The organism is Aeribacillus sp. FSL K6-1305 (genome assembly GCF_038050115.1).
Taxonomy (GTDB): Bacteria; Bacillota; Bacilli; order Bacillales; family Aeribacillaceae; genus Aeribacillus; species Aeribacillus composti.
The window spans coordinates 288,842-301,156 of sequence record NZ_JBBOQV010000001.1 but is presented as its reverse complement, the minus strand read 5'-3'; the positions used below and the strand labels follow the sequence as shown (position 1 = coordinate 301,156).

Below are 12,315 nucleotides of genomic sequence, written 5' to 3'. Positions count from 1 at the left end.
GATATATCGGTGTTTATGATTTTTTGTTTTCAATGGGGATTTGACTTTCTGGACAGCCCCACTCTCCCTATGACAATCTATTATGATTGTTTTGCAAAAGCTTCGCATAATATCGGCCATGAAAATTTTCCACCTCGATGCCTGCTTCAAAAAAGTCTGACAATCGTTCACTTGAAAGCAGCTCTTCTGTTCTTCCCTCAGCAAAAACCTTTCCTTCCTTTAATAACAGGGAATTGGTGAAGCAAGGCAAAATTTCTTCAACATGATGCGTCACGTACAGGATCGTTGGCGCATTTGGCCTTTTGGCAATTGTTTCAATCAGCCCTAAAAGTTCTTCTCTCGCCAATATATCAAGACCATTGCACGGCTCATCTAAAATAAGGAGCTTCGGCTGAGGCATAAGCGCCCGCAAAATCAGCACTTTTTGCTTTTCACCTTGGGAAAGGCTGTCATATGTACGCCCGCTTAGTTTTTCCACCCCGAATAGCGTCATCAATGACCCCATCTCTTCTAAATCGTGTTCATCCGGTGTTTCATATAAGCCGATTGACGCGAATTTTCCGCTCAAAATAACTTCTTCAACAAGATCATGTCCGTAAATTTTTTCTTGGAGCGATGAGCTGACAAGGCCGATTTTTTTTCGAACCTCGCGAAAATCTGCCTTTCCAAAAGTAAATCCAATGACGGAAACCGTTCCTTTTGAAGGAAACAAATAGCCGTTTAACAAATTGAGCAATGCTGTTTTCCCCGCTCCATTTCTTCCTAAAATACACCAATGCTCGCCTTCATCAACATTCCAATTTATATTCTCCAAAATATATTTTTTGTTGCGAATGAGCGAAACATTTTCAAGTGCAATCACCATACGCTTGCTCCTCTCCATACGTTACATTATAATTATTATTCCAAAAATTTCTGTTGAAGGGAAGAGAGGATCATTGAAAAATCTGATTTTTCCATCAAAAGTGTTTTCTTCTTTCTTCAGATTGGTTTAGTTCCATTAGGTATTTATGCGAGTGAAACATTTGTAAGATAAAACCGTAGAAATAATCAAAATGTTTTGTAAAGCGTAAGGGGGAACCATTGTGTCAACAGATACGATCGTTTTTTTAATCACTATGGGGTTCACACTTATCATACACGGGGGCCTGACGTATTTAGTCGTAAAGAAGCAAGATTACAGCTTAATATCGGGCTTCTACAACAGACCAGAAGAAGAACAGCAGCAATTAATTGAAAATGGTTATCCGCAGGCAATTGGTAGATTGCTGTTTTATACGTTCATCATTTTGTTCATTTCGGTCATTTTAGCACTTTTTCAAATCCCATATGGATTTGAAATAGGCATGCTGCTGTTTCTCATCGTACTGCTCGGCGGTTCGATCTATGTACAAAAATATGAACTAAAGCATAAACGGAAAAAATATTATTGGATTACCGGAATTGTTGCGGCTATTGTGATCACATTCGTTATCGTTTTAGGCTATTTGGGACTTAAGGAGCATGATGTGATCATAAATGACCGACAGTTGAAGGTAACGGGTTTATATGGGGTGGAATGGCCGATTGATGAGATTGACCGTGTGAAGCTGTTGGATGAACTTCCCGAGGTCGTTGCCAAAAGTAATGGCTTTGCGGCTTTTGATCGTTTGAAAGGATCTTTTCGGCTAAAAGAGCCATACGGTGGAGGAGGAAAATTGTTTGTTTACAAAGGGCGTGCACCGTATGTATATATCGAAAAAGATGATGATTATATCATTTTGAATCAAAAAGACAGGGACGAAACGCAAAAGCTGTATGACCAATTACTGGAAAAGATAAGCGAATGATAATAGTGCACATGGAACCCTGATCTATAAATATATAACTGGAAACTTTACAGCAATTCTCTTTTTCATGCCCGATATCCGAATATTCATTAACAGTGCATTGGAACATGTATTTAGAGGCTCCCCATTCAGGAAGCCTCTTAAATTTTCAATCATTGCTCAATCCTATCGGAAAACCTATTAATCTACTACTTTTAAAACAATTTGACCATCCTCTACTACCGCGATTTTTCGTTTCACTTCCAATCTTCCGTCATCACCGATTGATGGAATCTCGTATACGCGTTTGTCTTTTGGCAGATTATCCAGTCCATCTTGCATATGTTTGCGAATAGCTTCCGCATCGTCAACAGTTTTTGCCGCTTTCATCGCTTCAACGAAAATATACGTAGCGATATAGTTGAGCCCTGATTCAGAGCTAGGTTCATCTTTAAACTTTGCTCGATAGTTTTCGGCAAATGCCGGCGCTCCCGGATCATTAGATTTTACGAGCGGCAGCACTCCAACAGAACCTTCTAATACGTCATAGGAACCTGTTATTTTTTCCATAAAATCCAGTTTTGCCTGATCCATGATAATGAATCCGCCTTTAAATCCTAGCTCTCTAGCTTGCTTTGCCACTTTTGCGGTAGGTTCTGAAGCTCCGCCTATAAATAGAACATCCGTTTTTTCTTTAAGAGCATTTGTGACAATGGTGAAAAAGTCGGTTTCCTTTGAAAAATCAATGGATGAATGATATACAACCTTTCCGCCCTTCTTTTCCCATTGTGGAAGCAAAGTTTTTGCCCAGTCTTTCCCATATTGTGTAGACGGCGGAAGAGCGGCTAATTTTTTGCCAAACCGTTTCATAGCATAATCTGTAAAAGGTTCCACGTAGCCGTCATAACGCGGCGGTATGCCGATCGTAAGGGAGTTCCCGGCATCAGTTACATCCGGTTCACTCGTATAGGCACCAATCAAAAACTTTTCAGTCTCATTAAATACTTGAAGCGCCATCACTCCACCGCTGTGCGGCGTAAAAATAATAGGTGTTTTAATAATACTTTAATAATTTTGTAAATAATCCCAATACACATGAAAAAACCCCATTTGGATGGAGTGATCCAAACGAGGTTTTAAGCAATTAATCGATTTATATAAACAATCCGTCTTTAAAGCCGATTTCATAAATATAAAAGATGCCGTATAATATACTAATTGCTCCGGCAAGCGAGCAAATGAACGGAACATATTTTTTCACTTTGCTTCCGAGAATAAACGGCAGGCCGAGAATGGTTGTAAAACAAAACATGCCGATGATCGTCCCGACTCCGAAAATGCAGATGTATAAAAACGCTTGAAAATAGCTTTCAACAGTTGTCATCGTTAACAGCACCATTGCCGCGCTTCCTGCCAAACCGTGAATAAAACCGATGATCAATGATTTAATATTTGTAAATTCCGTTTCATCGTTTCGCGCCAGTTTGTGCCTGCCATCGCGAAGACTTAAAATTCCTAAAATCACTAACATAATCCCGACGAATAATTCCAATGTCAATGAAACCTTCTCCGGAATAGCTGTTTTTAATCCGATCACGATCATCCCGATCAACAAAAGGGTAGCGGTGTGTCCAATTCCCCAATATACTCCTGTTAAACTGGATTTCTTTAAAGTTTTTGTCCTGCTGGCAATTGTGGACACAGCAATCACATGATCCGGTTCAGTTGCATGTTTCATCCCGAGAATCAATCCGAAAAAAAGCACGGATAAAAAATTGACTGACACATTTTTCACCTCTTCTATTTATCTCTTTAATATTTTCGTAATAGGATTGGAGGTTCTTTTAATAGATAAGCTCTCGCCAATCGGTGAACTTCCAAAAACAGCCCCTCAATGTGATCGGTATGGTTTCCTAAAATTCTAATCATAAAGGCAGATGGCAAAAATCTTGAAATGCCGATCCGTCCATCAAACGGTCCTCCCTGCAAATGGCATGAAATCTTTTCCATTAATTTATCATCCACTTCGTCAGAAATAACGAGGAACGAACCGTAATGTGTATAGCCTTCCATATTCAATAATTGATCAATTCCCCGATCCCCTTGTTGATAAAAATGATCGAACAAAATCAATCGATTTTCCTTATAAACTTTTAATTTTAGCCGAATTGCATCGAAACAGAACGGCTGCCCGGTTTCAGACCAGCCCGGCGTAATAATTTCTTTGTACAAAAAGGCTGCACCCTTTTCCATATGGACGATGGTTTCCTGCTCAAAGCGAGCCTGTTCATAAACGATCAACGGATCTGACAAACATTCCAGCACGCTGTCTTTTTGCAATGTAAACAAGAATTTCTGCTTGACAGGTTTTTTCGGTGTTTTATAAATTTTCGTTGAAGATTGTGACGTCACCGCAAGCCTTGCCTTTTCACCTAAGGAAATTTCTTGTGCGTATTCATCCCCGTCTACACATCCGCCGCCGACATGAATCACATAAACGATCGGTATCGACGATTCCGTATAGACCGGCTTTGTCATTTTCAAAGCTCCCTGAAAAAAGTGATCCGTAATTACGGTCCGCTCCCCTTTTTGCTCCGCGCGAATCTGCAAAATTCCTTCCATTTCTACAACCCTGCCAGCAGCGCATTTCGTTTAATCCAATTGATCACATTATCTAAACCAATTTCTTCCTTTAAATTAGTAAAAAAGAACGGTCGCTCCCCCCGCATCATTTTCGTATCTTGTTCCATGATTTCAAGACTTGCACCGACATAAGGAGCGAGGTCGATTTTATTGATGATAAACAAATCAGACTTAATCATCCCTTGTCCCCCTTTTCTTGGGATTTTTTCCCCTTGGGCAACATCAATGATATAAATGGAGAAATCGACTAATTCCGGGCTGAAGGTTGCCGCTAAGTTATCTCCGCCGCTTTCAACAAAAATCATATCTAAATCCTCGTGTCTTTCTTTTAACTCATCAATTGCCGCAAAATTCATCGATGCATCCTCACGAATGGCCGTATGGGGACAGCCGCCTGTTTCGACGCCGATAATCCGATCCTCCGGAAGAACGCTGTTTTTTATTAAAAATAAGGCATCCTCTTTTGTATAAATATCATTAGTGACAACGGCAACACTGAATTCCTTTGACAAATAGCGAGTCAATTTTTCCACTAGCAGCGTTTTGCCGGCTCCTACCGGCCCTCCAATTCCGATTCGTATAGGTTCCATTATGACTGATTCGGGATTAGCCCCAAATCTTTCCCCCCTTATCTTTTGATCAAGCTTTGCAGTTTTTTTTGAAAAGAAGCAGATCGCTTCTTTCGCTTTCCAGCCTTTTCGCTTCAGCCAAGCAAGCAGAGAGTTTGTAAAAATAATGAAACTCTGAAAACAGTCTGTTAAGACATAAAAAGTCTTACATGCAATTGCTCATGCCTCATTTGTGCAATTTCAAGGCCAGGTGATTGCGCACCTAAATCGTCGATCGATAGTTTGCCAATTTTTAAAACAGCTCTCCTCACATCCTCCTGCAAATCTTTTAATAGCAGCTGCCCTTCTTTTTGACCGATCGGAATGCCGCGGACTCCGTTTTGTACAAGCGTTTGAATAGTGGAATACAAATACGTTACAAGCGTTGTTTTTTCATCCGCTCCTATTTTTATCCCGACAATGGCAAAAACGAGAGCCGCATGTCCGTAAAGCTCCTTCGCTTTTATTTTTTGAGCATATTGTTGCAGTGTTGGATGAGGGTAAATATTTAAACAAAGCTTCAGCATTTGCTCGCCAATTCTTCGGTTCCCTTCTTTCGTTTCTTTAGCCATTGAGCTGGCGTAAAGAATCTCATCCAGCTTCCAAAGCTCCTCTTGTTTCCCTTCTTTTTCAAATTGATATGCAAGCCGGCAAGCCAGTCCGTCCGTATAGACGAGCTGCTTGTCAATGTACGTTTTTAAAAAACTTTTAAATGTACTTGCATCTTTTATTTTCTGCTCAACAATATATGTTTCGAATCCGAACGAGTGGGAGAAGGCTCCGGAAGGAAAGTTTGAATCGCTTATCTGCAATAAAGGCAGCCAATCAATCATGGTGATGATGTCCGACATATCGAAAGGGTTGTTTTATTTTTCGTTTCTCCCGTTTGCAAGGAATGTTCAGCTCGTTTGCAAGTTGTTCTACAAGATGATCGTATTGCACGATCATTTCATTTCCTTCAAACTGAGCCGGCAAATGTCTGTTGCCGATTTGATGTGCAATTTCTCCCATCTCTTTCAGCGTAGCCGGACAAATGACAAGGACATCTTCAGGCAGGACAGAAATAATGATCATATTGTTTTCATCTTCATATAAAATGTCACCATCTGCCAGCTTCTTTTCCTCCTTTAAACGAATCCCTATTTCGTTCCCGTGGTCTGTTTTCACTCGTTGAATTCTTTTGAGCAGATCATCGCTTCTTAAATAGACGCGCTCCACATGTTTTTCCTTTACTGCTTTTGCATAAATATTTCCAAGTGTTTCTTTAATAATCATCCGTCTTCACCTCAAAACAGAAAATATCTTTGCGCCATCGGAACAACTTCAACCGGCTCACAATTGATCAATTCACCGTCCACCTTTACCTCATACGTTTGTGGATCGACTTCGATAGAAGGAGTTTCACCATTAAAAACCATGTCCTTTTTCGTCAATGTACGAACTCCTTTGACGGGTTTCACGATTTTTTGCAACTTTAACTTTTCGGGAATGCCGGCTTTTATTGCTGCTTTTGACAAAAATGTGATCGATGTTTGTGAGACAGCTTTGCCAAATGATCCGAACATCGGACGGTAATAAACAGGCTGCGGAGTTGGAATGGATGCATTTGGGTCTCCCATCAAACTATAGGCAATCATTCCGCCCTTGATGATCATTTCCGGCTTCACCCCAAAAAAGGCCGGATTCCAAACAACTAAATCCGCCAATTTGCCGACTTCTACAGAGCCGACATATTCAGATATTCCGTGGGCAATCGCAGGATTGATCGTATATTTTGCCACATATCTTTTCACTCTGAAATTGTCATGATCTTGGCCGTCTCCCTTTAAGGAGCCCCGCTGCTTTTTCATTTTATCTGCGGTTTGCCATGTCCGCGTAATCACTTCGCCGACCCTTCCCATCGCTTGCGAGTCGGAACTGATCATGCTGAATACGCCAAGGTCATGAAGAATATCTTCCGCCGCAATCGTTTCTTTGCGAATGCGGGAATCGGCGAAGGCGATATCTTCAGGAATAGCCGGATCCAAATGATGGCAAACCATCAGCATATCTAAATGTTCCTCGAGCGTGTTGACTGTAAACGGTCTTGTCGGATTTGTCGAAGAAGGCAAAACGTTTGGCAGGCTGGCCATTTTCATAATGTCCGGGGCGTGTCCCCCGCCTGCGCCTTCTGTATGGTATGTATGAATGACCCGGTCTTTAATCGCTGCAATGGTGTCTTCTACAAAACCGGCTTCATTTAACGTATCTGTATGGATGGCAACTTGCACATCATACTCGTCAGCTACGGATAAACACTGATCGATCGCCGCCGGTGTTGAACCCCAGTCCTCATGCAGTTTTAAACCAACTGCACCTGCTTTGATTTGCTCCTCTAACGCTTTTTTTCCGGATGAATTTCCTTTCCCTAAAAAGCCGAAATTCATAGGAAAATGTTCAACTGACTCCAGCATTCTATAAATATTCCATTCACCCGGTGTGCAAGTCGTTGCATTTGTCCCTGTTGCAGGCCCCGTTCCTCCTCCTATCATTGTTGTAATTCCAGATGTCAAAGCTGTTTCAATTTGCTGAGGGCATATAAAATGAATATGGGTATCGATTCCGCCTGCCGTAACAATCATTCCTTCTGCCGCAACGATTTCGGTTGAAGCTCCGATTACCATTGTGACGCCATCCATTAATAATGGATTTCCCGCCTTTCCGATCGCGGCTATTTTCCCATCCTTTATGCCGATATCCGCTTTATAAATACCTGTATAATCAATAATAATGGAGTTTGTGAGAACAAGATCCATCACGTCTTTCCTTTCGGCAAATGGATGCTGTCCCATTCCGTCGCGAATCACTTTCCCACCGCCGAATTTTACTTCATCTCCGTATACGGTAAAATCTTTTTCGATTTGAATGAAGAGTTCCGTATCAGCCAATCTAATGCTGTCTCCAGTTGTCGGGCCGAACATATCGGCATATTGTTTGCGCGGCATTTGAAAACTCATTTGTCCGCCTCCTTTGTCAACGGTCCGTTCGTCAAATTATTTAAACCGTACACTTCTTTTTTTCCCGAAAATTCAACGAGCTCTACGATTTTCGCATCGCCCGGCTCAAACCTTACCGCCGTTCCGGACGGAATGTTTAAATGCCTGCCGAACGCCAGCTGCCGGTCAAATTCGAGCGCCCTGTTTACTTCAAAAAAATGAAAATGCGAACCGACTTGTACTGGACGGTCCCCTCTATTGACAACATTGAGCTTGATCGCCTCTTTCCCTTTATTGCAAACAATCGGAGCTGATTTTAATCGATATTCCCCTGGAATCATTTTTTCACCTCTTTTACCGGATCGGATCATGGACGGTTACAAGCTTCGTTCCGTCTGGAAATGTTGCCTCCACCTGGATATTTTCGATCATTTCCGGAACGCCTTCCATCACATCATCTCTAGTTAAAATTTTTGTGCCATATTGCATCAACTCCGAAACCGTCCGTCCTTCCCTTGCGCCCTCCATAATCTCATATGTGATGATGGCCACTGCTTCCGCATAGTTCAGCTTCAAGCCTTTTCTCTGCCTTCTGCGCGCTAAATCTGCAGCAACAACGACCATCAATTTTTCCTGCTCTCGGGCTGTCAGCTTCATAACACCCTTCCTTTCTAACAGACAATCAAAAATAACACGATTTTCTTACATTCCATTTCCCTCAATGGGTTGAAGATAAAAGGTGTTTTTATGTTATTTTTTATTACAAATATAATTCACACTATGTGAAACACCAAGTGTTATGTTATATTTTTTAACATGGAAAATTTAAAAAAATTTTTCTAGGGGGAGGAGGAAGTTTTAAATTAAACTACTAAATATTGTTGAATGTCTTCAATATTTGTGTTTTTTACTACACCCTTTGATACAACAGTTCTTTTGTCCAAAATATAGTATTCATCAGAACAGGCAAATGCTGAATCTATGCTGTGCTCAACTAAAACGACGCCAATTCCTTTTTTGGACGCAATTTTTACAATGACCTCCTGTATTTGCTCTACTATAGATGGTTGAATCCCTTCCATCGGTTCGTCCAGCAATAATAGCTCGGGCTGCCCGGCAAGAGCCCTCGCAATGGCCAATTGCTGCTGCTGCCCGCCGCTTAAATCTCCTCCTTTTCTCTTCAACATTTCCTTTAAAACAGGAAAAAGCTCGAAAATTTCCTCTAAAACAAGCGTTTTTTCTATCTTTTTCGAAACAGCTTCAAAGCCTAAAATGAGATTTTCTTCCACAGTCAGCGAAGAGAAAATCTCCCTGCCTTGGGGAACATATCCGATTCCTTTTTTTGCCCTCCTTTCCGGAAGCTCATGTGTAATTTCCTGATCATTCCAATAAATAGTCCCGTCCATCGGCTTTAACAATCCAATAATCGTTTTGATCAATGTTGTTTTTCCCGCCCCGTTTCTTCCAAGAATGGAAACGACCTTTCCTTTTTCAACTTCAAGATGGACATTATTCAACACCATCGTTTCATCATATCCTGCTTTCAAACTAGATATTTTTAGCACACCTTTGCCTCCCTTCCTAAATAAACCTCTGCAACAAGCTCATTTTGCTGCACTTCCTCCATGGAACCTTCACACAAAATTTTCCCTTCATGCATAACTGTTACCTGTTCAGCAAAATTCCGAACAAAATCCATATCATGTTCAACAATCAGCACTGCGCATTTCTCAGCTATTTCTTGAATAAACAAGCCGGTTTTTTCCCTTTCCGCCCCAGTCATGCCGGCAATCGGTTCATCAAGAAGTAAAACTTCCGGTTTTTGCAGCAGCTGCATGCCGATTTCAAGCCATTGTTTCTGGCCGTGGGACAGCAAGCCTGCTGGGTCATAAGCTCGATCTAAAAGATCGGTTCTCTCAAGCATTGCCGTAATTTCGTCTTTTTCATCCGCGGTTAATTTCGCCTTCATAACGGAAAAAAGATTTCTATTTTGTTTGATCGATAACTCCATGTTTTCAAATACGGTTAATTCAGTAAAAACGGACGGATTTTGAAATTTTCTAGCGATTCCATGCCGAACGATTTCGTGCTCTCTCCGCTTTGTCAAATCTACTCCTTGAAACATCACTTTTCCATCTGCTGCTTTTGTTTTGCCGCAGATGACATCAAGAAGAGTCGTTTTGCCCGCACCATTCGGACCAATTAAAAAACGAATTTCTCCGTGATGAACATCTAAATTGACACCTTGAAGCGCTTTAAAGCCGTCAAAATCAACAATAATATCATGACACGACAGAATCGGATTCACCTTTTTTCACACCTTTTTCAAAAAATTTCGCAATACGCTTTGGAAAAGCTTCGAACAACCCGGCAATTCCTTTCGGGAAAAAAACAACGATCAAAATGAATAGAATGCCTAAGCAGAAAAGCCAAACATCCGGATATGTTTCACTGAAAAAGCTTTTGGCTCCGTTTGTTAAAATCGCTCCGATTATGGCGCCGAATAACGAATGACGGCCGCCGATGGCTACCCATAAAACCATTTCAATTGAAGGGATAATATCCATCATCGAAGGAGAAATGAGACCGACCTGCAAAACAAACAACGCGCCAGCTATTCCGGCAAACGAAGCCGATAAACTGTAAATAAACACTTTAAAAACAGCCGGATCAAATCCTAAAAACCGAAGGCGGTTTTCGCCGTCCCGAATGGCAATTAATACATGGCCAAGTCTGCTTTTGGTAATCCAAACAGATAACATAAAAATGGCAAACAAAGCGAAAACGGTAATAGCATATAAAACAATTTGTACTATTGGTGAGGATAAAGAAAACCCAAAAACGGTGCTAAAATTGGTTAATCCGTTTGTACCGCCTGTCAAATCCTGTTTGGCAATTAAAAGTGTGACGACGACAACAACGACTGCCTGTGACAAAAGAGAAAAATAGACGCCTTTGATCCGGTTTTTAAACGTAAGCATGCCCAAAACCGCTGCCAGCATAGCTGGTATGAAAATTGCTGCCATTATGGAAAAGAAAGGATTAAAGAAGGGCTTCCAAAACCACGGGAGCTCCTGCACCCCGTTCCATTCCATAAAATCCGGCAACGCTCCTTTTGAAGCCTCCAATTTTAAATACATCGCCATGCAATAAGCTCCAATCCCAAAATACACGCCGTGACCTAAGCTTAATATCCCAGTGTACCCCCAAATAAGACAGATTCCTACTGCAATGATCGCATAGCAAAGAAACTTTCCGAGCAACGCTAAGCGGAATTCGGTTAAATAAAACGGGGCCAGAAGTAAAATCAGGAAAAATAACAGATAAATCATTTGTTTTCTGCGCATAATCCGTCCTCCTAATCCAATGCCCTTGTGCGATAAGAGAAAATACCTAACGGTTTCCACTGCAAAAATAAAATGATCACTGCAAATACAATGACTTTTGCCATCGTGGCGCCGAAGGAATATTCAACAACAGTGCTAAGCATTCCAATGCCAAATGCGCCGATAATCGTCCCTTTCAATCCGCCAATTCCTCCTAAAATGACAACCATAAACGCATCGACAATATAGTACGTTCCAATTGTAGGGCCGATCGGTCCTAATAAAGTTAAGCTACAGCCAGCGATTCCGGCTAATCCAGCTCCGAGAGCAAAGCCTAGAGAATCTATTTTTCTTGTAAAAATTCCTAAACAAGAGGCCATATTTCTATTCATCGTGACCGCTCTTATTCTCAAACCGGTAGACGTTTTGTTTAAATAATAATAAAGCAAAGCGATACAAACGATTGACAGAGATAAAATCAACAACCTTTTATAAGGCAATGTAATGCCAAATATTTGCCAGCCTCCATCCATCCAAGCAGGTGCAACAACCGCAACATTCGGAGCGCCAAATATGGATCTGGCAATCTGCTGCAAAATCAAACTAATTCCCCAAGTGGCCAAAAGACTGTCTGTTGGTCGATTATATAGAAAACGAATGATTCCTTTTTCAAGCAGATAACCGATAAACGAAGCAACGAGAAATGAAATCGGTATAGCAATAAAGTAGTAATAATTAAACAAGCTTTCCGGCAAATATTTAGAAAAAATGAGCTGCATTACATAGGTTGCATACGCACCGACCATAATTAATTCACCGTGGGCCATGTTGATGACATTCATTAAGCCAAACGTTATAGCTAAGCCAAGGGCGATCAATAACATGATCGACCCAAGGCTCAACCCGTTAAACAGTTGACTGATGAAAATTGACAAGCTGTTCACTCCTATCAATT

14 protein-coding genes and 1 pseudogene are annotated in these 12,315 nt (G+C 41.2%); 1 reads left to right on the top strand and 14 read right to left on the bottom strand.

Annotation, left to right across the window (positions count from 1 at the left end):
- Nucleotides 1–67 precede the first annotated feature (67 nt).
- A complete protein-coding gene (locus NST97_RS01370; protein ID WP_340881267.1) occupies nucleotides 68–865 on the bottom strand; it encodes an ABC transporter ATP-binding protein in 798 nt (265 codons plus the stop codon).
- Between the two features lie 220 nt (nucleotides 866–1,085).
- Between NST97_RS01370 and NST97_RS01365 the strand changes: the two genes are divergently transcribed.
- The gene (locus tag NST97_RS01365; protein WP_242009367.1) at nucleotides 1,086–1,829 is read left to right on the top strand and encodes a DUF3784 domain-containing protein; all 744 of its coding nucleotides are present in this window, start codon (nucleotides 1,086–1,088) and stop codon (nucleotides 1,827–1,829) included.
- A gap of 180 nt (nucleotides 1,830–2,009) precedes the next feature.
- On the opposite strand, the pseudogene NST97_RS01360 reads toward NST97_RS01365, so the two are convergent.
- The 13 genes and pseudogenes from NST97_RS01360 to urtB all read right to left on the bottom strand — a co-directional run.
- Nucleotides 2,010–2,861: pseudogene (locus NST97_RS01360) on the bottom strand (ABC transporter substrate-binding protein); the annotation flags it as partial.
- Nucleotides 2,862–2,961: 100 nt separating this feature from the next.
- Entirely contained in the window at nucleotides 2,962–3,594 is a 633-nt protein-coding gene (locus tag NST97_RS01355; protein WP_327859255.1) for a HoxN/HupN/NixA family nickel/cobalt transporter, read from the bottom strand.
- 26 nt (nucleotides 3,595–3,620) lie between these two features.
- Nucleotides 3,621–4,430, bottom strand: coding sequence for an urease accessory protein UreD (locus NST97_RS01350; protein WP_339211317.1), 810 nt, complete (start codon nucleotides 4,428–4,430; stop codon nucleotides 3,621–3,623).
- A gap of 2 nt (nucleotides 4,431–4,432) precedes the next feature.
- Nucleotides 4,433–5,041, bottom strand: a complete 609-nt coding sequence (ureG, locus tag NST97_RS01345; RefSeq protein ID WP_063386865.1) for an urease accessory protein UreG — start codon at nucleotides 5,039–5,041, stop codon at nucleotides 4,433–4,435.
- A 167-nt stretch (nucleotides 5,042–5,208) separates the two neighbouring features.
- Complete coding sequence (locus NST97_RS01340) at nucleotides 5,209–5,892, bottom strand: urease accessory protein UreF (protein WP_339195099.1); 684 nt, start codon at nucleotides 5,890–5,892, stop codon at nucleotides 5,209–5,211.
- Entirely contained in the window at nucleotides 5,885–6,334 is a 450-nt protein-coding gene (ureE, locus tag NST97_RS01335) for an urease accessory protein UreE (RefSeq protein WP_063386864.1), read from the bottom strand. Before ureE ends, NST97_RS01340 begins: the two co-directional genes overlap by 8 nt.
- A gap of 11 nt (nucleotides 6,335–6,345) precedes the next feature.
- On the bottom strand, nucleotides 6,346–8,055 hold the full coding sequence (gene ureC / locus NST97_RS01330) for an urease subunit alpha (protein WP_341342816.1): 1,710 nt from the start codon (nucleotides 8,053–8,055) through the stop codon (nucleotides 6,346–6,348).
- A complete protein-coding gene (locus NST97_RS01325; protein ID WP_063386862.1) occupies nucleotides 8,052–8,375 on the bottom strand; it encodes an urease subunit beta in 324 nt (107 codons plus the stop codon). Before NST97_RS01325 ends, ureC begins: the two co-directional genes overlap by 4 nt.
- Before the next feature lie 13 nt (nucleotides 8,376–8,388).
- Nucleotides 8,389–8,691: an urease subunit gamma gene (locus tag NST97_RS01320; RefSeq protein ID WP_063386861.1), complete on the bottom strand. Its 303-nt coding sequence runs from the start codon at nucleotides 8,689–8,691 to the stop codon at nucleotides 8,389–8,391.
- 206 nt (nucleotides 8,692–8,897) lie between these two features.
- Entirely contained in the window at nucleotides 8,898–9,599 is a 702-nt protein-coding gene (gene urtE / locus NST97_RS01315; protein ID WP_066248741.1) for an urea ABC transporter ATP-binding subunit UrtE, read from the bottom strand.
- Nucleotides 9,593–10,342, bottom strand: coding sequence for an urea ABC transporter ATP-binding protein UrtD (gene urtD, locus NST97_RS01310; protein WP_063386859.1), 750 nt, complete (start codon nucleotides 10,340–10,342; stop codon nucleotides 9,593–9,595). Before urtD ends, urtE begins: the two co-directional genes overlap by 7 nt.
- A complete protein-coding gene (gene urtC / locus NST97_RS01305; RefSeq protein ID WP_311067166.1) occupies nucleotides 10,317–11,381 on the bottom strand; it encodes an urea ABC transporter permease subunit UrtC in 1,065 nt (354 codons plus the stop codon). Before urtC ends, urtD begins: the two co-directional genes overlap by 26 nt.
- An 11-nt stretch (nucleotides 11,382–11,392) precedes the next feature.
- Entirely contained in the window at nucleotides 11,393–12,295 is a 903-nt protein-coding gene (gene urtB / locus NST97_RS01300; RefSeq protein WP_063386857.1) for an urea ABC transporter permease subunit UrtB, read from the bottom strand.
- Nucleotides 12,296–12,315 lie beyond the last annotated feature (20 nt).

Coding starts and splice junctions, on each gene's coding strand:
- NST97_RS01340 (WP_339195099.1), bottom strand. CDS start 5,892: ATGATTGATTGGCTGCCTTTATTGCAGATAAGCGATTCAAACTTTCCT.
- urtC (WP_311067166.1), bottom strand. CDS start 11,381: ATGCGCAGAAAACAAATGATTTATCTGTTATTTTTCCTGATTTTACTT.
- ureE (WP_063386864.1), bottom strand. CDS start 6,334: ATGATTATTAAAGAAACACTTGGAAATATTTATGCAAAAGCAGTAAAG.
- NST97_RS01320 (WP_063386861.1), bottom strand. CDS start 8,691: ATGAAGCTGACAGCCCGAGAGCAGGAAAAATTGATGGTCGTTGTTGCT.
- NST97_RS01370 (WP_340881267.1), bottom strand. CDS start 865: ATGGTGATTGCACTTGAAAATGTTTCGCTCATTCGCAACAAAAAATAT.
- NST97_RS01350 (WP_339211317.1), bottom strand. CDS start 4,430: ATGGAAGGAATTTTGCAGATTCGCGCGGAGCAAAAAGGGGAGCGGACC.
- ureC (WP_341342816.1), bottom strand. CDS start 8,055: ATGAGTTTTCAAATGCCGCGCAAACAATATGCCGATATGTTCGGCCCG.
- ureG (WP_063386865.1), bottom strand. CDS start 5,041: ATGGAACCTATACGAATCGGAATTGGAGGGCCGGTAGGAGCCGGCAAA.
- NST97_RS01325 (WP_063386862.1), bottom strand. CDS start 8,375: ATGATTCCAGGGGAATATCGATTAAAATCAGCTCCGATTGTTTGCAAT.